This window comes from Devosia algicola, assembly GCF_028816455.1.
Classification (GTDB): Bacteria; Pseudomonadota; Alphaproteobacteria; order Rhizobiales; family Devosiaceae; genus Devosia; species Devosia algicola.
Genome location: NZ_CP118246.1, coordinates 1,941,996 through 1,963,097, shown reverse-complemented (window position 1 = coordinate 1,963,097; position 21,102 = coordinate 1,941,996). Strand labels below are relative to the sequence as shown.

Sequence of the window (21,102 nt, the reverse complement as noted above, 5' to 3'; positions counted from 1 at the left end):
CAGGCAAAATGCTCAATATTCCAAATTCACTCGAGGGATTCGGACTGATGGACGGCGTCAGGACTGATCTGCTGATTGGTGGCGAGTGGCGGCAGGGAGCGGAGGGCAAGCGCATTGACGTCATTGATCCCTCGACCGGCAAGGCCATTGCCGACGTGGCCGATGCCAGTGTTGATGATGGCTTGGCGGCCGTCGAGGCAGCGGCGGACGCAGCAGCAGAATGGGCAGCTATGCCGCCGCGCCAGCGTGGCGAAATTTTGCGAAAATGTTTTGAGCCTGATGGTGGCGCGGCGTGAAATGCTGGCGCGGCTAATCAGTCTCGAAAATGGCAAGGCGCTACCCGACGCGCGCGGCGAGGTCGCCTATGCAGCGGAATTTTTCCGCTGGTTCTCCGAAGAGGCGGTGCGGATCAATGGTGATTTCTCCCTGGCACCAAGCGGGAATAACCGGATCATGGTGCAATATCAGCCTATCGGGGTCAGCGTCCTGATTACACCGTGGAATTTTCCTGCGGCAATGGCGACCCGCAAGATCGCTCCAGCGCTGGCGGCGGGCTGCACCGTGGTGTTGAAACCGGCAACCGAGACGCCACTGACGGCCTATGCAATGGCTGTTCTGATGGAAGAAGCAGGTTTGCCGAAGGGTGTTGTCAATGTGGTTACATCCTCAAAAACCGGCAAGCTGATCAGCGCCATGCTGCATCATCCCAAGGTGCGCAAATTATCGTTTACCGGTTCGACCCAGGTGGGACGGATCCTGTTGCGTGAAGCAGCGGATCAGGTCATCAACTGCTCGATGGAGCCTGGGCGGCAACGCGCCATTCGTCGTGTTCGATGATGCGGATCTTGAAAAGGCTCTTGATGGCGCGATGATCGCCAAAATGCGCAATGGCGGGGAGGCGTGTACGGCGGCCAACAGATTTTATGTACAGGCCGGCATTGCGGACATGTTTGCGCGCGGTCTGGCCGAGCGAATGGGCGCCATGAAACTGGGCGCCGGTTATGAAGATGGTGTCACCTGTGGCCCGATGATCAATCTGGCGGCGATCGAGCGGATTGACGAATGGGTGCGCGAGGCGGTGGAAGATGGCGCTCAGGTGCTTGTGGGCGGTGAAATGGGCAAGGGCGACGGCTTTTTTTACCCACCGACTGTCGTCACCAAAGTGCCCGGCGACGCCAATCTGGTCCGCGACGAGATATTTGGGCCGGTGGCACCGATCACGGTATTTGAAACACTGGACGAGGCAGTTGAGTTGGCCAATGACAGCGAGTATGGGCTGATCGCCTACGTCTATACCGAGGATATGGCCAAGGGATTGCGTGTTTCGGATCGGTTCGAAGCGGGCATGGTGGGGCTTAATCGCGGCTTGGTTTCGGATCCAGCTGCCCCATTCGGCGGGGTCAAGCAAAGCGGCTTGGGCCGAGAGGGGGCACATCACGGGATTCTTGAGTTCTGTGAAGCCAAATACACCGCAGTAAGCTGGTAGAATGGCGGTTCCGAGCGCCGTAGCGGGGCTACTGCAGCGACCAGCGCGCCTGGGCGACGAGGTCTATGGGCGAATATTTTCCCAGATCATGTCGCTCGATATCGCGCCGGGTGGCAAAATATCGGTCGATGCACTAGCGCGTGAACTTGGCGTCTCGCAGACGCCAATTCGCGAGGCGCTGGGGCGGCTTGAGGGCGAAGGGTTAGTTACTAAAACGCATCTGGTCGGCTATCGCGCGGCGCCCCGCCTCAGTGCGCAACAGTTTGATGATCTGTATGATTTGCGGCTGGTGCTGGAGCCTTACGCGGCGGCGGCTGCAGCGCGGAAAATCAGCGATAGTGATATTGGTCATCTGTTGGCACTCAGCGGCCGGATGGATGGGGCAGGCGAGTGGGGCGGGCGTGATGAATATGCCCATTTTGCCCGCTTTGATATGGAGTTTCACGATCAGGTAGCGGTCAGTTCGGGCAACGCCATGGCCAGCGAAGCGCTGGGACGGCTGCATACGCATGTGCACTTGTTCCGACTGGTCTATCACGAGCAGGCCATTGCAGCAGCGCTGGCAGAGCACGCGGTCATTGTCAGCGCCATCGCGGCGCGCGACGCGGGGGGTGCCCATGAGGCGATGCGATTGCATATCGAGAAGTCGCGAGAGCGCTTTGTCAGCCGAATCGAGCGTTAGCAGGCCGGGAAATTGACGGCGAGGCCGGCCTGGCTGGTCTCCTTGTAACGGTCCGACATGTCCATGCCAGTCTGGCGCATGGTTTCAACACAGGCATCGAGGGGCACGGCGTGGACGCCGTCGCCTTTCATGGCCAGTGACGCGGCGGTGACGGCCTTGACCGCACCAAAGGCATTGCGCTCGATGCAGGGAATTTGCACGAGGCCACCGACCGGATCGCAGGTCATGCCCAAATGGTGTTCGAGCGCGATTTCGGCGGCGTTCTCAACTTGTGTCGGCGTGCCGCCCATGATTGCGCAGAGGCCTGCCGCCGCCATGGCGGACGCCGAGCCGACTTCGCCCTGGCACCCCACTTCGGCACCTGAAATTGATGCATTGTGCTTGATAATGCCGCCAATGGCGGCGGCGGTGAGAAGATAGTCGCGAATATTGGCGGGCGACGCACCGGCATTGAATTTGAGGAAATAACGCAAAACGGCTGGGATCACTCCGGCGGCGCCATTGGTGGGGGCGGTGACGACACGGCCACCGCCAGCGTTTTCCTCGTTGACCGCCATTGCGTAAACACTGAGCCAGTCATTGGCCATAAGCGGCGTGATTTCGTTGCGCTGCCACTGCGCGTCGAGTTGGGCATGAATGGCTTTTGCGCGTCGCTTGACCTTAAGCCCGCCGGGCATAATGCCGTCCTGGGAGAGACCACGATCGATGCAGGCGGACATGGCGGTCCAGATGGCATCGACGCCCGCATCGAGCCGGGTGCGCGGCGTGGTTGCCTGTTCGTTGGCGCGTTTTAATTGCGCGATGGAAAGCCCCGCATCGTTGGCCATGACGAGCATGTCGTGGGCATTGGCGAATGGATAGGGCACGTCGGCGTCGGCAGGTGAGGCCGACTTGACGCTTTCGAGTTCGCCATCAGAGACTACGAAGCCGCCGCCGATGGAATAATAGACACGGCGCAGCAGGAGGCCGCCATCACTATCAAAGGCGCCAAATTTCAGACCATTTGGATGGCCGGGGAGCCTTGGTATGCTTGTCAAATGTCAGGTCACGCTGGGGGCGGAAACCGTATTGGGGATGGCCGGGTGGATGGACTTGGCCGCTTGTGTTTACAGCATCGACCAGAGCATCCATTTCGTCGGGATCAACGGTATCGGGAGACTGGCCGCAGAGGCCCAGAATAACGGCGCGGTCGCTGCCATGTCCGACGCCAGTGAAGGCCAGCGAGCCATGCAGACTTGCCGTGAGGGCGGCGGGCTGGGCATTGCGGGCTCGGGGCCAGTCGCCATGGGCCAGTTCATCAAGGAAACGGTTGGCAGCGCTCATCGGCCCCATGGTGTGGGAGCTTGAGGGGCCTATGCCAATCTTGAATACGTCAAAGACTGATAAAAACATCGCTAGATTGTGCGTTATTGCATCGGGCGGGGCAATCGCGATTGTTGCCAGATGCGAAACAATGCGGCGCGCTCGCGCGTGCTTGTTTTGGCGCGTGGCGTGCCGATATGGGGGCGATTAGGTAATAATCAGGAGTGGCAGATGACCCAATATTATTTTCGTGAAGCCAAGGGGCGTGACGCTGCCGCACCCGTGCTGTTCCTGTTTCATGGCACCGGCGGCGACGAGAACCAGTTTTTTGATCTTGGGGTGCAAATGATGCCTGGCGCGCGGGTTATCGCGGTCCGGGGGGATGTGTCTGAAAGCGGCGCGCTACGTTATTTCAAACGGACCGGCGAAGGCATCTATGACATGGATGACCTCGCTCTGCGCACCAAGGCGTTGGCGGAATTTGTCAGGACGCAACTGTCAGGACGTAAAGCATCGTCGGTGGTGGGGCTCGGCTATTCCAATGGTGCCAATATTCTGGCTTCGATGCAGTTTGAAACGCCGGACCTGTTTGATGCCAGCGTGCTTATGCATCCGCTGATACCGTTTGCGCCCAAGTCACAGCCGGGGCTTGCGGGACGCCGGGTGTTGATCACGGCGGGGCGGCGGGACCAGATCTGTCCGGCAGCGGCAACTGAGCAGTTGGGCCGGTATTTTGTTGAGCAGGACAGCGAGACGGAGGTCTGGTTTCACGATGGTGGGCATGAAATTGTTGCCGCCGAGGTTAGCCGGGTGCAGCAATTTTTGGGCCGCTATAGCGTGCTTGCCGCTTAGGACGCGTGGCAAATCGTGATGGCATTGGAGGGGATATGGCGTTGTTTGTTAACATAGTTTAGACGGCTGGGCGCTAGATATGGCAGGCCGATGTGGTTGATCGTGCACTGAACCATCGGGATGGAGGAGCGCGCTATAGGCCAGTTGCGACACAGAATTGCTGCCAGTCTGCGCGCGCGGGTGCTGTTGTTGGTGCTGCTGGGGTTTGCCGCCGTGGCGGCGCCGGCCTATCTGGCATTTAACTGGATCGTTAGTTCGACCATTGTTCAACTCGGCACACTATTTGCTGAAAAGCAGATATTGTATGATCGGTATCGTGGTCTTGAAGCGCTCAATCGGGAGGTGTCCCTAGCCGAAACGCTTGCTGGCGCCCAGGCGGTGCGCGATTGGGCGGTGGACGAAAATGATCCTGAGCGACGGCGCCGAGGCCTGGGCGAGTTGGAGCATTATCGGCAGGCATTTGCCGACAAGAGCTACTTTTTCGTTGTCGGTGACTCAGGCAACTACTATTTTAACAATGCCGCCAACAGTTATGCCGGTGAGCAGTTTCGCTATACGATCTCGCCCGATAATCCGCGTGATAAATGGTATTACACGACGGCTGCGCTCGGCGAGGGCTGCCACCTGAATGTGGACAATGATCGCACGCTTGGGGTGACCAAGGTGTGGATCAATTGTGTGATCCGCGAGGGGCGCCGGGTGTTGGGCATTCTCGGCACGGGCATAGATCCGACAGAATTCGTCAAGGACGTGGTCAATGTGCCGCAAAAGGGTGTCACGGCCATGTTTGCCGATCGTAGCGGGGCCATACAGGCGCATCGCGACCGCAATCTGGTAGCTTATCAAAGCCTTGGCCACGATGTGGACGCCAAGAAAAGCGTTTTTTCGTTGTTTGAAAGACCGCAGGACCAGGCGCAGGTGCAGCATCTGATGGACCAGGTTGTCGCTGGTGGACCGCTGGTGCGTTCGGCGTTCGTAAAGGTTGACGGACGCGACATGCTGGTTGGCGTTGGATATCTGGACAAGCTCGGCTGGTTCAATGTCACGCTGATGGACATCGACCGGATCATAGATCGTCGACTGTTCTGGCCGATCGGGTTGTTGCTGGGATTGGCGGTGCTTGGTGTGGCGCTGATCCTGTCGATCGTATTTCGTCGCCAGGTCGTGGACCGGGTGCGCCGCCTGGAGCGGGCTGTTCGTGCCGTGCAAGGGGGCAACTTCGGCGCCGCCGGCATTGGCAGCCAGAGTCCAGACGAAATCGGGCGGTTGTCCCGAGGATTTGCCGAGATGGTGCAAAGCGTCGGTGCGCATACAGAGGAACTGGAGCGACGGGTGCGCGAGCGCACCGCTGAACTCGAGCAACTGGCATTTCGGGACGGGCAGACAGGGATGTTGAACCGACGCGGATCTCGGTGCAACCTTTGACAAAAGATCGCCTGATCACCAGCACGGCTTATTGTTGATCGATGTTGATTTGTTCAAACAGGCCAATGACAGTTTTGGTCATGCCGCTGGCGATGCGGTGATTATCGAGGTCGCCCGGCGTATCGCGGCCGCCATCGGGCCAGGCAATTATTGCGGTAGATGGGGTGGGGACGAGTTTATTGTCCTGCTTAGCGAGGGCGCGACGAACCGGCTACAGGCGGGCGCATATGCGGTAATGGCGGCGGTGTGCGACACGCCCATCGCCCTGCCCGATGGCAAAAGCATCAGCGTCACAATTAGTGTGGGTGCGTGTCTGGTTGAACCGGACGAGGCAATAGAGCACGCAACCGACATGGCCGATACCGCGCTATATATGGCCAAAGGCGAAGGTCGCAGCCGCGTGGTAATGTTCGATCCCAATACTGCGCTGCCCCAATTCGCGCCAAAAACACGGGCCTGATCGCAGTCGGGTTAATATCGATATTTCAAGATTTGTCTAACCCGGCTTGGTGCAGAGCCGGTTGAATCATCATCGATGGGCCAATGCTAGGCACGCAAATCGGACCATTCGGGGTGGCGTTTGAACTGGGCTGCCACATAGGAGCATAGCGGGACGATACGGAAACCCTCACTGCGCGCGTCGGCGATGGCGGCGTGAACCAGTTGGGCGGCAACACCTCGGCCACCGAATTTGGTCGGCACGCCAGTGTGATTGATGCTCATGACCTTCGGGCTGGTCATGCGGTAGGTCATCTCGGCCTCAAAGCCGTCACCAAGATCGATGACGTAACGTCCATGGTCGGACTGGCTCTGGCGTTCGATTGTATAGGTGTCGTTCATAAGGGTCTCGTGGTGTTTGACTGTTGCTTGCCAACATCGGGCTCGCGCCAGCGATTTTCAATGTTGCGGCCAAAGCTGCCAAGCCAAGGCGCAAGCGCCAGCAAAATGGTGCGATGATAGTGCACGAGGATGAAGAGCACGGTCAGGACCAATGTGCCGACAACAATGACCAATTCAAGCGACAGCCCGATGGATTTGAGCCAGGCGGTCAACAGCATGCCGGGCAGGATATGAGCCGCTGCCCAGACGAAGGCGGAGGTGACATTGATGACGGTGAAGCGTTGATATGGCATGCCCATGATACCGGCGACACCGGGTATGACCGCCTTGACGCCGGGAATGAACCGGCCGATGAAAACACTCTTGCCGCCGTGAAGCGCAAAGAATTTTTCGCCCCGGACTATCAAATTTCGATGGTATTTGAAGGGCCAGACCTCCTTGATCCTGTCGCTGAGTAGATGGCCAATACCATAGGACAGGGCGTCGCCGATAATGGCGCCGACCACAGCGGCGATATAGACCTCCCAAAAGGGCAGGCGACCTTCAGCAATGATACCGCCGACCAGCAGCAAGACCGGGGTCGAGGGCACGAAAAGTCCGACAACGAACAGCGCCTCACCAATGGCAACGGCAAAGATAAAGAAGAAGGTGAGCCAAAAATTCCCCGAAATCGCCGTAAGGAAACTCTCTAGAAAGGCTGAAATCTCGTGGAAAATATCAATCATGAGTATTGGGGGCACTCCGCTGGCGCTGCACCTTTAACCTGCTGGGGGACATTGGACAATTGACTTTTCCCAATCTTGGCGGAACGTTGGACGCTAACATGATTGGAGTCCAGCCTTGAGCCTCAACCTTGCACCATATGATTGCTACAGGCCCACGACCGGTGGCGCCCTTTTCTCACGCGGTGGAGGCGGATGGCTGGGTGTTTGTCACCGGGCAGATGCCAACGGATCCGGACGCCCCTGACGCGCCGCTTCCACCGGGCATTGAAGCGCAAACCCGGCGAGTGATGGAAAATCTCAGAATCGTTCTGGCTGGCATAGGGCTCGACCTTGAACATATAATTTTTGCGCGGATTTACCTGACGCAATTCGAACGCGACTATGCGGCCATGAACGAGACTTATCAGGGATATTTCGAGAAGGGCAAGCTGCCGGGACGCACAACCATTGGTGTGACTGGATTGGCTGTCGGGGCGCTGGTGGAAATCGATCTGGTGGTCAAGCGCCCCGACTAGGTGGCCCGCAAGCGTCGTGGCGTTGCGGGCCAATTCAATCAGGCCGAGTAGGCCTTGGTCAGTTGGCGCTGTTCGCCCAGTCCATCGATGCCCAGACGCATGACATTGCCGGGCTTGAGCCAGACAGGGTTTGGCTTGATGCCCATGCCAACGCCCGGAGGCGTGCCGGTGGTGATGATATCGCCGGGCTGCAGGCTCATGAACTGGGAGATGTAGTGGACCAGGTGACGCACGCCAAAGACCATGGTCTTGGTGGAGCCGTCCTGATAGCGGTGACCATCCACTTCAAGGAACATCGACAGGCTCTGCGGATCGGCGACTTCGTCGGCTGTGACCATCCACGGACCGATGGGGCCGAAGGTATCGGCGGATTTACCCTTGACCCACTGACCGGACCGTTCGGTCTGGAAGTGGCGCTCGGAAATGTCGTTGACCACGCAATAGCCAGCCACATGATCCATGGCGTTGGCTTCATCCACGTAACGCGCTTCCTGGCCGATGATGATGCCGAGTTCGACTTCCCAGTCCGGCTTGATAGAATTTTTGGGAATGATCACATCGTCATTGGGTCCAACAATGGCGCTGGTGGCCTTCATGAACAGCACCGGCTCGGCAGGGACATCCATGCCGCTTTCGGCAGCATGGTCAGCGTAATTGAGGCCAACGCAAATGAATTTGCCAACATTGCCGACGCAAGGCCCGATGCGGCTTTCGCTGTCGAGTTTGGGCAACATGGAGATATCCGCGGCGCGGATCTTGGCGAGACCCTCAGGAGTCAAAGCGGTGCCGGCAATATCGCCGACGACGCCGGACAGATCGCGATAGGTGCCTTCGGCATCAAGGATTGCGGGCTTTTCGGCGCCTTTAGCGCCAACGCGAAGCAGTTTCATAGTGTTTTGCCTTTGAGTGGTTAAAGTAGGTTGGAGGGGTTGGTTGGAGTATTTTGGGATCGTTGTGGGATCGCGAGCAGACAAACGCTAGCTTGCGCGGATGACGCCCTTTTTGAGGATGATGTTGCCGTAGAGGCGGGCTTCGCCGGTTTGGACAATGGCATAGGCATTTTCGACGCGCTCATAAAAGGCAAAACGCTCGAGCGATGTCAGGGCCATGTCGGCCTCGTGGCGTACGATGATTGCCTCGAATTCGTCCATGATGGGTTCGCGCTGGTCGGGGTTGCCAACGACCTGCATGCAGATGGCCTGTTCATCAACAAAGCTGTCGAGCGGCATTAGCGACAGGATGGCGTCGGTTACCTCGGTTGCGCTCTGACCATCGAGGCGAACGACCTGCGGTCCCGACGATTCGGCGGGATAATTGGCATCGACGATGGCGATCTCGTCGCCATGGCCCATGGCGCGAAGGATATAGAGCAATTCCGGGCCAAGTATTGGCGGGATCGATTTAAGCATCAAAAGCACTTTCTGGTAATGGATGCGGCGGGGAATCAGCCAAAGGGGAAACTGTCGAGTTCTCCTGCCTTTCCTAGGGTTTCGCCATCGGCAAACAGATCTGGATTTTGACGGGCGAAGGCGAAAAGTTCGACCATTACCGCGTCGATATGGGCGCGGATGGCCTGGGCTGCCCTTGTATTGTCGTTGGCCAGAATGCCATCGAAAATCGCCTGATGTTCGGCAATGGTCAGATTGAGGCGGCGCGGTGTGATGATCAGGCGGCGGGCTCGGTCGAGATTGGCGCGGGCACCATCGATGATATTCTTGATACGGGTAAAGCGCATGGCGCGAAAGATGATGTCGTGAAACTCGATATCGATGGCATGAAAGCCATCAGCGTCATCCCGACTGGCGGCGGCGCGCTGGGCCGCCATATTGGCATGCAAATCCTCGATCAGGCTGGCATTGTGTGAGCCAATAAGAACCCGCAACGCTTCACTTTCCAAACCCTTGCGGATCAACATATATTCGCGCACGTCAGCGATGCGCACCAACGACACGGTTGAGCCGCGCTGGGGGGCGATGTCGACCAAACCATCAACTTGCAGGCGCGCAAGGGCTTCGCTGACCGGAAATCGCGATACGCCGAGGCGCTCGCAGACGGCACCCTTGTCAATAGTCTGGCCGGGGGCCATGGCCAAGGTCACGATGGCCTGCCGCAGCGCGTTGGTAACGTCCACGGTGACGCTGCCACGCGACAAAGTGGTGGGGCGTTCAAGAAATTGATAAGGATCGGCTTCCGTTCTCATGCTAACATGTTAGTAAGACCCGTACAGCATTACAACCTGAATGATAGGGTGAACCGCAAAAGTGCGGGAGTGCCCGCCAACCGAACGCTCAACACGCTTTTGCCCAGAGCCTCGCACCGAAAGCAATAATTATGTCCCAGACCATGATTCGTCCTGAAACCAGAACGCTGGTGCTGCACGCCGACGACAATATCGCGGTGGCGCTGGCCAATCTTGATGCCGGTACGCAAACGCCACAGGGCACGATTGTGGCCAAGCGCGTGCCCAAGGGACATAAATTTGCGACCCGGACGATCAGCGCTGGTGATGCAGTGGTCAAATTTGGCCAGATCATTGGCTTTGCTACCACTGACATTGCGGTGGGCGAATGGGTGCACGAGCATAATTGCGGCATGGGCGAACATCACGGAGTCTTCGAGCGCAACTATGATTTTTGCGCCGGCGTGGTCGCGCCGGAGATGGTGCCTGTCGCCGAACGGGCAAGTTTTCAAGGCTATCGGCGCGCCAATGGCAAAGTGGGGACACGCAACTATATTGGTATTCTGACCAGCGTGAATTGCTCGGCGACCGTGGCCAAATTCATGGCCGAAGCGATCAACGGGTCGGGTATTCTGGATGATTATCCCGAAATCGACGGCGTGGTACCCTTTGTGCACGGCACCGGATGCGGCATGGAAAGCCGGGGCGAAGGGTTTGACATCCTGAAGCGCACGCAGTGGGGCTATGCCTCCAACCCCAATCTGGGTGCGGCGCTGCTGGTGGGACTGGGGTGCGAGGTCTTCCAGATCGGGCGGATGAAAGAGACCTATGGCATCGCCGACAATGAGACGTTCCAGACCATGACCATCCAGGAAAGCGGCGGCACCAAGAAAATGGTGGAATGGGGCGTGGAAAAAATCAAGGAAATGCTGCCGGTGGCAGCAGCTGCGCGGCGGGAGGCGGTAGATGCATCTGAACTGACGCTGGCGCTGCAGTGCGGTGGATCGGACGGCTATTCGGGGATAACAGCCAATCCGGCGCTTGGCCATGCCGCTGATTTGCTAGTGCGCAACGGCGGGACGGCGATCCTGTCTGAAACGCCCGAAATTTATGGGGCTGAGCATTTGTTGACCCGGCGGGCGATCAACCGGGAAGTGGGCGAGAAACTGATTGAGCGTATCCATTGGTGGGAAGATTATACCGCGCGCAATCATGGTGAGATGAATAATAATCCATCGCCCGGCAACAAGCTGGGCGGGCTGACGACCATTTTGGAGAAATCACTCGGCGCGACGGCCAAGGGCGGATCAACACCTCTGACCGCGGTTTATGAATATGCGGAACTGGTGCGCGAGAAGGGTTTTGTGTTCATGGACACGCCTGGATTTGATCCGGTATCGGCCACAGGGCAGGTGGCAGGTGGAGCCAACGTCTTGACCTTTACCACCGGGCGCGGCTCGGCCTATGGCTGCAAACCGGTGCCATCGATCAAGCTGGCGACCAATTCGGACATGTATGAGCGCATGAGCGGGGACATGGACATCAATTGCGGTGAAATCGTTGAAGGCGTATCGATTGAAGACAAGGGGCGCGAGATCTTCGAGACAATCCTGCGGGTCGCTTCTGGCGAGCGCACCAAGTCCGAGGAACTGGGTTATGGGGACAATGAATTTGTGCCCTGGCAGGTCGGCGCGACGATGTAGTGGATTGATGTTGAAACGGATGGCGGTGCATCCGCAAGCCAAGGCGTGATGGTTTAATGGCAAAACAGTTTTCCGGTCTTGAACCCCATCATCATCGCTTCATTGCCGCACAGCACATGTTTTTTACGGCGTCTGCGGCGCCCACAGGGCACGTCAATGTGTCGCCCCGCAGCACCGACATGTTCCGCGTTTTGGGCGATAATACGGTGATCTATCTGGATCGCACAGGCAGCGGCAATGAAACTGCCGCGCATCTCAATATCGGAAGCCGACTGACGATCATGTTTTGCGCCGTGGCCGGGCCACCGCTTATCATGCGTCTTTATGGTGACGGGCGTGTCATCCACCGGCAGAGCATTGAGTTCGCGGCGCTGCTAACGGACCAATTCAATGGGCAGGCACCATTGGGTGCGCGACAGATCATTCGTCTCGATTTCAATCTGGTGCAGACGTCGTGCGGCTATGGTGTGCCGCTGTTCGACTATCTGGACGAACGTCCGCAGATGGATGATTGGGCCGAGGCCAAGGGTGTTGATGGGATCGAAAATTATTGGCGCGACAAGAACCAGACCAGTCTTGATGGCTTTCCGACCGGAATTTTGGACCAAAGCGCCGATGGGGATGCGGCGCGGGTGTCAACCGCTGGCGCCAGCGAATCCGAGGAATGAACGTAGGCGCCAATACTTGGTGCATGGCGGGGCGGTGCCGGCGGGCGTGACCGACGCCCAGGCATATTGGCGAGTATCGCGTTTGGGGTTAGGCTCGGACCGAAGCGGAGGTGCTAAATGCTAGTCTTGCTGTTGGGGTTGTTTCTGTTCTTTGCCATTCATAGCGTCCGCATGGTCGTCCCGGCGTTTCGCGCCGACCAGCTTGCATCCAATCCCCGGCGATGGAAGGGCATATATGCGCTGGTGTCGGCCGTCGGCCTTGGTCTGGTTGTCTGGGGCTGGTGGCTGTTTCGCCCGGTGGCGGATCAACTCTATGAGCCGCCCAGTTGGGGGCGTCATCTCGCCATGCTGCTGGTCTGGGTGGCCTTCATCATGATCGTGGCGTCCGACATCCATATGCCAGCAGGACGGATCAAACATTGGGTCAAGCATCCGATGCTTGTGGGCGTTGGTCTGTGGTCAGCAGGCTCATTTGCTGGCCAATGGTGATATGGCCTCGGTGTTGCTGTTTGGCAGTTTTCTGGTTTTTGCGGTGGTCAATGGCGTGTCAGCGTCGGGACGCGGTGATCCAGCCCCAGTTGTCGTCGGGCCACGCGGCGATGTAGTGGCGCTCGTCGCGGGAACGGTGCTCTATGGTGTTTTCTTGGTGTGGCTGCATGGTTTCCTGTTTGGAGTCAGTCCCCTAGCCTAGCGTGAGGGGCGGGCCGCTGGTGCAGGTGTGGCGCTAACCGCCCGACGAGACGCTGGCCGGGTCTTTGGGTGGTAGATCAGGGGCGTCGGCGGGCAGTGGATTTTGCTCCAGATCGGTGATGAGTTGCTTCATTTCACCAATTTCGCGCACCTGGGCCTCAATGATGCCATCTGCCAATTTGCGAACCCGAGGATCGCGGATATGGGCGCGTTCACTGGTCAGGATGGCAATCGAGTGGTGGGGAATCATGGCCTTCATGTAGGATAGGTCGTCGACAGTTTCCTGGGACCGGACCAGCCAGAGCGACAAGGCGAAAACCACGACACTGGCGACAATTATCCCGGCATTGACGGCGCGGTTGGTATACATGGACAACATGAATGCCAGCATTAAGGCAGCCATGGTGGCACCCATAAGCAGCGCCATCCATGCTCGTGTCTGACTGAAAAAGATGTGATCGAACGCGTAGGTATTGAGATACATCAGACCAAACATCACCAGTGTGGCGGTCACGATCATGGCGGCAAAACGGGTGTAACTCATCGCATTGTCCTCAAGCCTATCAACATGACGACGTAAACGCGGTGGGAGCGAAATTGTTCATCGTGCCACCATCATCCATCGATTGGTGGTCATTCGCGCAGCAGCAGTAGGGTGGACTTTAGGCAGAGGACTTCAGAGTCCTGAAGCGGGCGCTAACTGGTGCCGGTTGGCGATTGGATATCATGGCGCCGCTGCCAGCCGGTGACGCGGTCACGACCAGCTGCCTTGGCGTCGTAAAGCGCCTCGTCGGCGCGGGTCAAGATTTCCGAAGCGCGGCGATGAATGGCAGAAGGAGGGTACGTGGCCAGACCGATACTCACCGTGATGACGTTTTTTTTGCTGCCCGAGTGAGGGATGGATAGCGCTCGCAACGATTGTCGGATTTTCTCGGCACTCTGGTAGGCCTGATCCTCGTCTATGCCGGGCAGGATAACCGCGAATTCTTCGCCCCCATAGCGCGCTGCTATGTCGGTGGATCGTGTCAATGTCGAGCGTAGACACTGGGCGACGACGCGCAGGCACTCGTCGCCGGCGGGGTGGCCGTAAGTGTCGTTATAAGGTTTGAAATGGTCGATATCGATCATCAATACGCTGAAATCGGTGCGCGCACGCGCTGCGCGGCCCAACTCGATATCGATGGCGTTGTCAAAAGCGCGGCGGTTGAGCAGATTGGTCAGGCCGTCCGTAGTGGCGAGTTGTTGCAGTTCGACATTGAGATCGACCAGTTTTTGTTCAGCCTGCTTGATCTCGGAAATATCAGAAACCACCACCATGGCACTGCCATCGGGCGTGGGGCGCGTGCGTATATAGAGCCAACTGCCGTCGCTGAGACGGGCCTCTTCAACACTATCCTTGCCAAGATTTGTGAGAATTTTTTCCATCCAGGCGTCGCCGGCGTTTTCGGGAATGTTGGTTTGTTCGCCGGTAGCAATCACAGCCTTGAGGATATCTCGCAGGTGAACACCGGGCACACGCATGTCGGAGGTGCTCGGAAATATCGAGCGATAGCGGTCGTTGGAGAATATCAAAACGCCGGATTTGTCGAACATGGCCAGACCGTCAGACATTTCGGTCAGCGCATAAGACAGCAGGTTTCGGCTGTCGCGTAGTTCAGTTTCCAATTGTTTGCGCGTCGTCACGTCCTGTGTAACACCGGCCAAGCCGATGACACCGCCATCACGATTGTAAAGTGGCACTTTGGTGGTGGTAAACCAGCGCTGGTCACCATTGGCCCCGGGCAACACCTCTTCGTTGTCAGTGATGGGTACGCCTGTGCGCATAATCTCTTGTTCAGCGACAATCAGGGCCTGGGCGCGGTCAGGGGGCACGAGGTCGAAGTCGGTCTTGCCTTCCATGTCGTCGGGCGTTGCGAAGCCATTTATGGTGGCTACGCCTTGATTGACAGCGACGAATTCACTCTTGGCGTTCTTGATGTATTGAAAGTTCGGTGCCTGAGCTAGGGCCGCGCGAAGCAGATATTGTTCGTGCGCGGCATTGCGGCCGTGCAGGATTGCAGCGCCTGCGAGCATGACGGCCACGAAGATCATAACTGCTGCAGGTAAGGCAAAGTTGTCCCACATCAGCGTCGCCGAGTCTTTTGGCAGCATCTTGATGGATGCCAAGGTTGTCCCTGCCACGAGCAGGGCCAGCGCGAGTACGTCAGTATGGCGAATGGCGCGACGGCGTATCAATGCCAGCAGCACAAGTCCCAACGCCGATGCCAGGGCGATGGACATCGCGCCAGCCATCGCACCGTCGCCACCGATGAAAAGGCGGTAGGCGATGGCAATTGCGGAGGCAACCAGCGCCGACAATGGTCCGCCAAAAAGTGCGGCAACCGCCAATATGGAGGTGCGAAGGTCAATGAAAACGCCCGGCAGCAGTTCAACAGACAGGATCATTGTAGCAACCGCACCGATACCCATGAGTGCGCCAAACAGAATATTGCGGAGTATGGGCGTGCGATTTTCAAGCCAGTACTGTGCGTGCGTCCACACCGAGAGCAGCAACGCGACGACAGCCAGATTTGCATAAAGATCGTACCAGGCGGTATGCATCGCAGCCTACTCAAGCGCAAAGTCGAATTTCGATTGAGGGCCATTTTACCCGCAGGCGGACAAGCAAGGATTAACGCGGGCGTCCGAAATACACCTTTCAGAGTGATTTGTGATCGAACCGTGTACCGCGCGGGCTTCAGGGGTGCTGGATACCTCTGGCGTTGACGTCCAGCGCATATACCATTTCGCTGGCGGTGATGAACAGGCGCTGACGTGTAGGGCCGCCGAACGTGAGATTTGAGGTTTTCCGGTTGGTGATGATGCGACCCAACAGGGCGCCCTGAGGATCAAAGATATCTACGCCCTGACCAGTGCTGGTCCACAGATTTCCGGCACTGTCGAGCCGGAAACCATCGGCAAGGCCAACCTCAATATCGGTGAATATCGCGGGATTGGTCAGGGTGTTGGCGCTGGTAACATCAAATTTGCGGATATGGCTTGGCCAGTCGGGGTCATGGCTTCGCCCGGTGTCGGAAATGTATAATATGGATCTCGTCAGGCGAAAAGGCCAGCCCATTGGGCTTGGCGAAATCGTCAGCAACAACGCTGAGCGTATTTTCGGCGGGGTCAAAGCGGAATACGTAGCAGGCGTCCTGCTCGCTGTCGGCCTGATAGCCCTCGTGATTTGACAGGATGCCGTAGGGCGGGTCGGTAAACCAGATGGTGCCGTCGGACTTTACCACCACATCATTGGGTGAATTGAGCCGACCGCCCTTGTGGCGATCAACCAGGGTTGTGATGGTCCCGTCGGGCTCAGTGCGCAGCACCGCACGAGCGCCATGGGAGCACGATATCAAGCGGCCGGTCAGATCGCGGGTATTGCCATTGATGAAATTGGAGGGGTTTCGAAAAATCGAGACCCCCTGGTCAGGCACATAACGCAGCATGCGATTGTTGGGGATATCGCTCCAGAGCAGATAGTTTCCGTCGGCAAACCAAACCGGACCCTCAGCCCAAATACACTGATCAAACAGGAGTTCAAGCGACGATAGAGGCTTGATCAATTTGGTGAAGGATGGATCGACGATGTCAAAGTGTGCCGCAGTGTCGGTCATGGTTACCCCCGTAGTCCCAGTTTGATCCAACAGGAACCCAGGCAATCGGGCAAGCCCAGAAATTGTCTGGCCGGGTGCATTGACGACTAACATGTTAGTGGCTAGAGCATGGTAACCGTTTTTTGAAGGGGACACCCACCATGGCCGCGCTCGACAAAATGCTCACCATTGCCGATCTCAAGGAGCGTGCACGTCGGCGGGTTCCCAAGATGTTTTTCGACTATGCCGATTCAGGCAGCTATACCGAAAGCACCTATCACGACAATGAAAGCGACTTTCAAAAAATCAGGCTGCGCCAGCGCGTTGCCGTCAATCTGGAAGGGCGCAGCCTAGCCTCAACGATGCTGGGCCAATCCATCGCCATGCCGGTTGCGGTGGCACCGGCCGCAACGGGGGGCATGCAGGTAGCTGACGGCGAAATCAAGGCGGCAAAGGCCTGCGAAAAATTCGGTATTCCCTTTACGTTGTCGACAATGAGCGTGTGTTCGATCGAGGATGTGGCGGAGAACACTACCGCGCCGTTCTGGTTCCAGCTTTATGTTATGCGTGACCGCCCTTTTGTGGAGCGACTGATCGATCGGGCCAAGGCGGCCAATTGCGGTGCGCTCGTGTTGACGATGGATTTGCAGATTCTTGGACAGCGACACAAGGACATCCGCAACGGTCTGTCGACGCCACCGAAATTCAATGCCAGCAGTCTTTGGCAGATGATGCAACGTCCAGAATGGTGCATGGGCATGCTGGGGACGAAGCGGCGTACCTTCCGCAATATTGCGGGCCATGTGAGCGGTGTTGTTGATCTGGGTTCGCTGTCGCACTGGACGGCGACGCAGTTCGATCTGACGCTCAACTGGAAAGACGTGGCCTGGGTCAAAGCGCGGTTTGGCGGCAAGGTGATCATCAAGGGCGTATTGGACCCTGAGGACGCCAAGTTGGCGGTTGAACATGGCGCTGATGCGGTGATCGTTTCCAACCATGGTGGGCGCCAGTTGGATGGGGCGCCTTCGACCATTCGCGTGTTACCCGAGATTGTTGATGCGGTGGGTAGTCAGACCGAAGTGTTTATGGATGGCGGCATTCGCAGCGGGCAGGACGTTATCAAGGCACTCGCGCTGGGGGCCAAGGGGACCTTTATTGGTCGCCCGATGCTTTATGGGCTGGGGGCCGGTGGCGAGGCCGGCGTGACCCGGGCGCTCGATATTATCGCCAAGGAAATGGATACGACCATGGCGCTGATGGGCGAACGCGACATTCTCGATATTGGTCCCAAGAACGTCTATTCGAACGATATGGTACGCAACTAACCCATTAGGCTGGCTGACTTTTGGCCTCCTCAAGAGCGGTCAGTTGCTCGAAGACCGCGCGGCCAATGGTTTTCATCTGCGCGTCGGGCAGCGCGCCGACAACCGTGCAGGTGATGTAGGGATTGGTCCAGAACAAAGCCTCGGTCTGATTGCGGGTGGTGTGTTCATAAATATTACCCTCACCCGGTACCGCGGCGGTTATATAGACCGTGACGCGCTCGGCGGCGGCGTTTTCATACATGATCTGGGCGGCGCGACCGGTCTTTTGATCGCCGGGCAGCAAGCGGCCACCAACGAGGTCAAAGCCTTCGGCACTCAGGTCTGGTGTACCGATCGGAGTCGCGAGGCGATTGGACAGCCAGGTGACCAGATGGTCCTGTTCGGCGGCAGCGACCTCAACCGCATGGCGTTTTTCAGCGACAAAGACGTCGTGGGCGTATATGGCGCTGGCGATCAACTGGTCATTGGTACTGGGCAACCGATCCAGATAGGCGCGACCAAACCATCCAGTGCCAAGTCCCAAACCAACTAGAACGACGGCGGCGACTGCCCAGCGGACCGTGTGGATGCGCTGGCGCGATTTTTCGGCGACCAGACGCTGGACCTTGAGCCGAGCGGGTACCGGTTCGGCGGCGGCTGGCGCATAAAGCGTTGCAATGGCATCGCGCTGGCGCTGCCACAACGCCACATCGGCGGTGTCGTCGGGATTGGTGTCGAGATGGGCTTTGACGGCTGTGGCATCGGCTGCGGACAATTGTCCATCGGCATAGGCCATCAGCATTTCACGGGTAATCGGAGCGCTCATTTGACGGTCCTTAATCGTGGTTTGCTGGTATTGCCACCGCTGGCGCGCAAGGCGGCGCGAGCGCGACCAAGGCGCGACATCAATGTGCCCTGGGGGATGCCGAGTATCTGGGCGGCCTCGCCATAGGAAAAGCCCTCCAATGCGATCAATAGCAATGCCTCCTTTTGCTCGGATGGCAGGGTTTCGATGGCGCGGGCCAGTTCGGCTAATTCGATGTGACCGTGCTGAGGCGCCGGGGTAGTGAGTTCGACGGCCAAATCGTCAAGACCTACCGACGTGCCATGACGCCGTTCGGTGCGCAGATTGTTGCGGAACAGGTTGAGCAGGATGGTGAAAAGCCAGGGGCGCACCGGGCCGCGCGGGCGAAACAGGCGACGGCGGGCAATGGCGCGCTCCAGACAGTCCTGAACCAGATCATCGGCCAGATCGAGGTTTCGTGTCAGCGCCCGCGCATAGCGGCGCAGAGCCTGGCACGGCCTGTTCGATCTGGTCGAGAAAATCGCTCAAGGTCTTGTGGGGTCCAAATCCTATTCGATGGCAAGATGCCAGACACCGCCAACGCCGTCGCCTGAAATGTCACCTGCCGCGACATCGTCTTTCCAATAATAAAGTGGCCAGCCTTTGTATGCCCACATGGCGGTGCCGTCGGTGCGGTCAACAATTGTGAAGTCGCCGCTTGCCGTCGCGCCAGTTTCGGCCATCAAGGGGGGCCAGTTGACGGCACATTTTTCATAGCAATTGGTGACGCCCGGCGCGTCCTTGTCGAAAATGTACAATGTCATGCCATTGGCATCGGTCAATACCATCTTGCCGCCAATGTCGACGGATTTGACGGCGCCGTCCATATAGTCTTCGGCAAGAGCGGGGGCAGCGAACAGGGATAGTGTCGCGGCCGTCAGCAGTATGGATTTCATCAGCATGGGGTGTCCCTCCGGTTCGGAGCCGGGATTTCGGCTCTCAACTGGTCAACACCGGGGGGACGATTTTAATCCTGATTGATAAAAAGAAATGTCTTGAAGCAAAATTTGCGTTCCGGGACAGCAACATGGCTGGACATATTGGCGCCATACTGGTTGTCTGACGGCCAGCGAAATGCGCTGTTGTCCAATTGGGCAAATGGCGATTTCGACGCAGCAGGCTATATGTTCTGCAATTTTCGGGAGGTATTTATGAAAAGACGCGAATTTTTTAAATCGGCATCGGTCGCAACCATAGGCGCGGCAGCGGCCACGACACTGGCGACACCGGCGATCGCACAGGGCAATATTACCTGGCGCATGGTAACGACGTGGCCCAAGAATTTTCCGGGTCTGGGCGTTGGCGCGCAACGGCTGGCTGATCGGATCACCAAGGCCTCCGGTGGCCGGTTGACCATCGAAGTGTTCGCCGCAAACGAAATGGTGCCGCCCCTGCAGGCGCTGGATGCGGTGATCGATGGTTCGGCTGAAATGAGCCATGGCGCAGCCTATTACTGGCAGAACAAGAGCCAGGGCCTGAGCTTTTTCACCGGTGTGCCCTATGGCATGACCAGTCGTGAACTGGCGGCATGGGTGCGGTATCTGGGCGGTCAGGAAATCTGGGACGAAATCTATGATCAGTTCGGCGTTCAGGGCTTTCTGTCGGGCGATACCGGTACTCAGGCTGGTGGCTGGTTCAGAAATGAGCCTGACCGGCATCAAGGACATTGAAGGATTGCGCTTCCGTACGCCGGGTCTTGGTGGCCAGGTTTGGAGCAAGCTTGGCGCGACAGTGACCAATATGGCAGCGGGCGATATCTTTGCGGCGTTGCAGTCGGGTACGCTTGATGCGGCTGAATTTGTTGGCCCCTATAATGATCTGGCGCTGGGCTTTTATCAGGTTGCCAAGAATTATTATTTCCCAAGCTTTGTTGAGCCCGGGTTGGCGACTGAGCTTGCGGTCAACAAATCCAAGTTGCTGGAATTGCCCGAAGACTTGCAGGAGTTGGTCAAGGTCTGCGCGCAGGCTTCCTATGACGATGTGTCCTCGGACATGTATGCCAATGACCCACGGGCACTCCAGGCCCTGGTGAGCGAGCATGATGTCAACGTCAGGCGCTTCCCGGACGAAATTCTGGAAGCGGGCGCCAAGGCGGCGATGGAGTTGATCGGGGAAATTCGCGACAGCGGCGACGCGCTGACCAAGAAGACCGCCGAGAGCCTTCGTGACGAACCTTAACCTGTTGCGTACGCGCACAGAGGGCACGGATATGCCTTTCCTTGTGGCTCGCGAGAAGTATATTTCCTACAAGT

22 protein-coding genes and 3 pseudogenes are annotated in these 21,102 nt (G+C 57.8%); 13 read left to right on the top strand and 12 right to left on the bottom strand.

Going from position 1 to position 21,102, the window contains the following annotated elements; genetic code table 11:
• Window positions 1-8: 8 nt before the first annotated feature.
• Both PSQ19_RS10420 and PSQ19_RS10415 read left to right on the top strand, forming a co-directional pair.
• Window positions 9-1,486: pseudogene (locus PSQ19_RS10420) on the top strand (NAD-dependent succinate-semialdehyde dehydrogenase).
• A 1-nt stretch (window position 1,487) separates the two neighbouring features.
• Window positions 1,488-2,168, top strand: a complete 681-nt coding sequence (locus tag PSQ19_RS10415) for a GntR family transcriptional regulator (RefSeq protein ID WP_282217674.1) — start codon at window positions 1,488-1,490, stop codon at window positions 2,166-2,168.
• Here the strand turns inward: PSQ19_RS10415 and PSQ19_RS10410 are convergent.
• Window positions 2,165-3,560 (bottom strand): annotated as a pseudogene (locus PSQ19_RS10410) (L-serine ammonia-lyase). The gene PSQ19_RS10415 and the pseudogene PSQ19_RS10410 sit on opposite strands and share 4 nt — an antisense overlap.
• A 141-nt stretch (window positions 3,561-3,701) precedes the next feature.
• Here PSQ19_RS10410 and PSQ19_RS10405 point away from each other — a divergent pair.
• The 3 genes from PSQ19_RS10405 to PSQ19_RS10395 all read left to right on the top strand — a co-directional run bounded on the left by PSQ19_RS10405 (window position 3,702) and on the right by PSQ19_RS10395 (window position 6,207).
• Window positions 3,702-4,322 (top strand): alpha/beta hydrolase, encoded by a 621-nt coding sequence (locus PSQ19_RS10405; protein WP_282217673.1) that lies wholly within the window; start codon window positions 3,702-3,704, stop codon window positions 4,320-4,322.
• Between the two features lie 144 nt (window positions 4,323-4,466).
• Window positions 4,467-5,747, top strand: coding sequence for a HAMP domain-containing protein (locus tag PSQ19_RS10400; protein WP_282217672.1), 1,281 nt, complete (start codon window positions 4,467-4,469; stop codon window positions 5,745-5,747).
• A 34-nt stretch (window positions 5,748-5,781) separates the two neighbouring features.
• Complete coding sequence (locus PSQ19_RS10395) at window positions 5,782-6,207, top strand: GGDEF domain-containing protein (RefSeq protein ID WP_282217671.1); 426 nt, start codon at window positions 5,782-5,784, stop codon at window positions 6,205-6,207.
• A gap of 86 nt (window positions 6,208-6,293) precedes the next feature.
• Here the strand turns inward: PSQ19_RS10395 and PSQ19_RS10390 are convergent, their stop codons facing one another.
• Both PSQ19_RS10390 and PSQ19_RS10385 read right to left on the bottom strand, forming a co-directional pair.
• The gene (locus PSQ19_RS10390; RefSeq protein WP_282217670.1) at window positions 6,294-6,587 is read right to left on the bottom strand and encodes a GNAT family N-acetyltransferase; all 294 of its coding nucleotides are present in this window, start codon (window positions 6,585-6,587) and stop codon (window positions 6,294-6,296) included.
• Window positions 6,584-7,312: a DedA family protein gene (locus PSQ19_RS10385; protein WP_282217669.1), complete on the bottom strand. Its 729-nt coding sequence runs from the start codon at window positions 7,310-7,312 to the stop codon at window positions 6,584-6,586. Before PSQ19_RS10385 ends, PSQ19_RS10390 begins: the two co-directional genes overlap by 4 nt.
• 137 nt (window positions 7,313-7,449) lie before the next feature.
• Here PSQ19_RS10385 and PSQ19_RS10380 point away from each other — a divergent pair, with 137 nt between their 5' ends.
• The gene (locus PSQ19_RS10380) at window positions 7,450-7,827 is read left to right on the top strand and encodes a RidA family protein (RefSeq protein WP_282220676.1); all 378 of its coding nucleotides are present in this window, start codon (window positions 7,450-7,452) and stop codon (window positions 7,825-7,827) included.
• Window positions 7,828-7,865: 38 nt separating this feature from the next.
• On the opposite strand, the gene PSQ19_RS10375 is transcribed toward PSQ19_RS10380, so the two are convergent.
• The 3 genes from PSQ19_RS10375 to PSQ19_RS10365 form a co-directional block, all read right to left on the bottom strand.
• Window positions 7,866-8,717 (bottom strand): fumarylacetoacetate hydrolase family protein, encoded by an 852-nt coding sequence (locus PSQ19_RS10375; protein ID WP_282217668.1) that lies wholly within the window; start codon window positions 8,715-8,717, stop codon window positions 7,866-7,868.
• A gap of 87 nt (window positions 8,718-8,804) precedes the next feature.
• Window positions 8,805-9,236, bottom strand: coding sequence for an RbsD/FucU family protein (locus PSQ19_RS10370; RefSeq protein WP_282217667.1), 432 nt, complete (start codon window positions 9,234-9,236; stop codon window positions 8,805-8,807).
• A gap of 35 nt (window positions 9,237-9,271) precedes the next feature.
• Window positions 9,272-10,027 carry a GntR family transcriptional regulator gene (locus PSQ19_RS10365; RefSeq protein WP_282217666.1) on the bottom strand — a complete coding sequence of 252 codons (756 nt, stop codon included), beginning with the start codon at window positions 10,025-10,027 and terminating at the stop codon, window positions 9,272-9,274.
• Window positions 10,028-10,158: 131 nt separating this feature from the next.
• Here PSQ19_RS10365 and PSQ19_RS10360 point away from each other — a divergent pair, with 131 nt between their 5' ends.
• The 4 genes from PSQ19_RS10360 to PSQ19_RS10345 all read left to right on the top strand — a co-directional run bounded on the left by PSQ19_RS10360 (window position 10,159) and on the right by PSQ19_RS10345 (window position 13,068).
• Window positions 10,159-11,709, top strand: a complete 1,551-nt coding sequence (locus PSQ19_RS10360; RefSeq protein WP_407648978.1) for a UxaA family hydrolase — start codon at window positions 10,159-10,161, stop codon at window positions 11,707-11,709.
• Window positions 11,710-11,765: 56 nt separating this feature from the next.
• A complete protein-coding gene (locus PSQ19_RS10355) occupies window positions 11,766-12,377 on the top strand; it encodes a pyridoxamine 5'-phosphate oxidase family protein (protein WP_282217665.1) in 612 nt (203 codons plus the stop codon).
• A 117-nt stretch (window positions 12,378-12,494) separates the two neighbouring features.
• On the top strand, window positions 12,495-12,866 hold the full coding sequence (locus tag PSQ19_RS10350) for an NnrU family protein (RefSeq protein WP_282217664.1): 372 nt from the start codon (window positions 12,495-12,497) through the stop codon (window positions 12,864-12,866).
• Window positions 12,850-13,068 (top strand): NnrU family protein, encoded by a 219-nt coding sequence (locus PSQ19_RS10345; protein WP_282217663.1) that lies wholly within the window; start codon window positions 12,850-12,852, stop codon window positions 13,066-13,068. Before PSQ19_RS10350 ends, PSQ19_RS10345 begins: the two co-directional genes overlap by 17 nt.
• A 33-nt stretch (window positions 13,069-13,101) precedes the next feature.
• Here the strand turns inward: PSQ19_RS10345 and PSQ19_RS10340 are convergent, their stop codons facing one another.
• The 3 genes and pseudogenes from PSQ19_RS10340 to PSQ19_RS10330 all read right to left on the bottom strand — a co-directional run bounded on the left by PSQ19_RS10340 (window position 13,102) and on the right by PSQ19_RS10330 (window position 16,723).
• On the bottom strand, window positions 13,102-13,611 hold the full coding sequence (locus PSQ19_RS10340) for a DUF305 domain-containing protein (protein WP_282217662.1): 510 nt from the start codon (window positions 13,609-13,611) through the stop codon (window positions 13,102-13,104).
• A 152-nt stretch (window positions 13,612-13,763) separates the two neighbouring features.
• Entirely contained in the window at window positions 13,764-15,668 is a 1,905-nt protein-coding gene (locus tag PSQ19_RS10335; RefSeq protein WP_282217661.1) for a diguanylate cyclase, read from the bottom strand.
• A gap of 136 nt (window positions 15,669-15,804) precedes the next feature.
• A pseudogene (locus tag PSQ19_RS10330) lies at window positions 15,805-16,723 on the bottom strand (SMP-30/gluconolactonase/LRE family protein).
• 140 nt (window positions 16,724-16,863) lie between these two features.
• On the opposite strand from PSQ19_RS10330, the gene PSQ19_RS10325 reads away from it, so the two are divergent.
• Complete coding sequence (locus PSQ19_RS10325) at window positions 16,864-18,027, top strand: alpha-hydroxy acid oxidase (RefSeq protein ID WP_282217660.1); 1,164 nt, start codon at window positions 16,864-16,866, stop codon at window positions 18,025-18,027.
• 4 nt (window positions 18,028-18,031) lie between these two features.
• Here PSQ19_RS10325 and PSQ19_RS10320 read toward each other — a convergent pair whose 3' ends face one another.
• The 3 genes from PSQ19_RS10320 to PSQ19_RS10310 all read right to left on the bottom strand — a co-directional run bounded on the left by PSQ19_RS10320 (window position 18,032) and on the right by PSQ19_RS10310 (window position 19,746).
• Entirely contained in the window at window positions 18,032-18,832 is an 801-nt protein-coding gene (locus tag PSQ19_RS10320) for an anti-sigma factor family protein (RefSeq protein ID WP_282217659.1), read from the bottom strand.
• Window positions 18,829-19,245 (bottom strand): sigma-70 family RNA polymerase sigma factor, encoded by a 417-nt coding sequence (locus PSQ19_RS10315; RefSeq protein WP_407649151.1) that lies wholly within the window; start codon window positions 19,243-19,245, stop codon window positions 18,829-18,831. The genes PSQ19_RS10320 and PSQ19_RS10315 overlap by 4 nt, the downstream gene beginning before the upstream one ends.
• A gap of 114 nt (window positions 19,246-19,359) precedes the next feature.
• Window positions 19,360-19,746: a COG4315 family predicted lipoprotein gene (locus tag PSQ19_RS10310; protein ID WP_282217658.1), complete on the bottom strand. Its 387-nt coding sequence runs from the start codon at window positions 19,744-19,746 to the stop codon at window positions 19,360-19,362.
• A gap of 255 nt (window positions 19,747-20,001) precedes the next feature.
• Between PSQ19_RS10310 and PSQ19_RS10305 the strand changes: the two genes are divergently transcribed.
• Together PSQ19_RS10305 and PSQ19_RS10300 are read left to right on the top strand one after the other, a co-directional pair.
• Window positions 20,002-20,520 (top strand): type 2 periplasmic-binding domain-containing protein, encoded by a 519-nt coding sequence (locus tag PSQ19_RS10305; protein ID WP_282217657.1) that lies wholly within the window; start codon window positions 20,002-20,004, stop codon window positions 20,518-20,520.
• A complete protein-coding gene (locus tag PSQ19_RS10300; RefSeq protein ID WP_282217656.1) occupies window positions 20,492-21,028 on the top strand; it encodes a type 2 periplasmic-binding domain-containing protein in 537 nt (178 codons plus the stop codon). Before PSQ19_RS10305 ends, PSQ19_RS10300 begins: the two co-directional genes overlap by 29 nt.
• Window positions 21,029-21,102: the final 74 nt, after the last annotated feature.

What these genes read in the sequence shown, in the direction of transcription:
- PSQ19_RS10405 (WP_282217673.1), top strand. Translation starts at nt 3,702, where the DNA reads ATGACCCAATATTATTTTCGTGAAGCCAAGGGGCGTGACGCTGCCGCA.
- PSQ19_RS10385 (WP_282217669.1), bottom strand. Translation starts at nt 7,312, where the DNA reads ATGATTGATATTTTCCACGAGATTTCAGCCTTTCTAGAGAGTTTCCTT.
- PSQ19_RS10390 (WP_282217670.1), bottom strand. Translation starts at nt 6,587, where the DNA reads ATGAACGACACCTATACAATCGAACGCCAGAGCCAGTCCGACCATGGA.
- PSQ19_RS10320 (WP_282217659.1), bottom strand. Translation starts at nt 18,832, where the DNA reads ATGAGCGCTCCGATTACCCGTGAAATGCTGATGGCCTATGCCGATGGA.
- PSQ19_RS10380 (WP_282220676.1), top strand. Translation starts at nt 7,450, where the DNA reads ATGATTGCTACAGGCCCACGACCGGTGGCGCCCTTTTCTCACGCGGTG.
- PSQ19_RS10375 (WP_282217668.1), bottom strand. Translation starts at nt 8,717, where the DNA reads ATGAAACTGCTTCGCGTTGGCGCTAAAGGCGCCGAAAAGCCCGCAATC.
- PSQ19_RS10415 (WP_282217674.1), top strand. Translation starts at nt 1,488, where the DNA reads ATGGCGGTTCCGAGCGCCGTAGCGGGGCTACTGCAGCGACCAGCGCGC.
- PSQ19_RS10350 (WP_282217664.1), top strand. Translation starts at nt 12,495, where the DNA reads ATGCTAGTCTTGCTGTTGGGGTTGTTTCTGTTCTTTGCCATTCATAGC.
- PSQ19_RS10365 (WP_282217666.1), bottom strand. Translation starts at nt 10,027, where the DNA reads ATGAGAACGGAAGCCGATCCTTATCAATTTCTTGAACGCCCCACCACT.
- PSQ19_RS10310 (WP_282217658.1), bottom strand. Translation starts at nt 19,746, where the DNA reads ATGAAATCCATACTGCTGACGGCCGCGACACTATCCCTGTTCGCTGCC.
- PSQ19_RS10370 (WP_282217667.1), bottom strand. Translation starts at nt 9,236, where the DNA reads ATGCTTAAATCGATCCCGCCAATACTTGGCCCGGAATTGCTCTATATC.
- PSQ19_RS10335 (WP_282217661.1), bottom strand. Translation starts at nt 15,668, where the DNA reads ATGCATACCGCCTGGTACGATCTTTATGCAAATCTGGCTGTCGTCGCG.
- PSQ19_RS10360 (WP_407648978.1), top strand. Translation starts at nt 10,159, where the DNA reads ATGTCCCAGACCATGATTCGTCCTGAAACCAGAACGCTGGTGCTGCAC.
- PSQ19_RS10340 (WP_282217662.1), bottom strand. Translation starts at nt 13,611, where the DNA reads ATGAGTTACACCCGTTTTGCCGCCATGATCGTGACCGCCACACTGGTG.
- PSQ19_RS10325 (WP_282217660.1), top strand. Translation starts at nt 16,864, where the DNA reads ATGGCCGCGCTCGACAAAATGCTCACCATTGCCGATCTCAAGGAGCGT.
- PSQ19_RS10300 (WP_282217656.1), top strand. Translation starts at nt 20,492, where the DNA reads ATGAGCCTGACCGGCATCAAGGACATTGAAGGATTGCGCTTCCGTACG.
- PSQ19_RS10305 (WP_282217657.1), top strand. Translation starts at nt 20,002, where the DNA reads ATGAAAAGACGCGAATTTTTTAAATCGGCATCGGTCGCAACCATAGGC.
- PSQ19_RS10355 (WP_282217665.1), top strand. Translation starts at nt 11,766, where the DNA reads ATGGCAAAACAGTTTTCCGGTCTTGAACCCCATCATCATCGCTTCATT.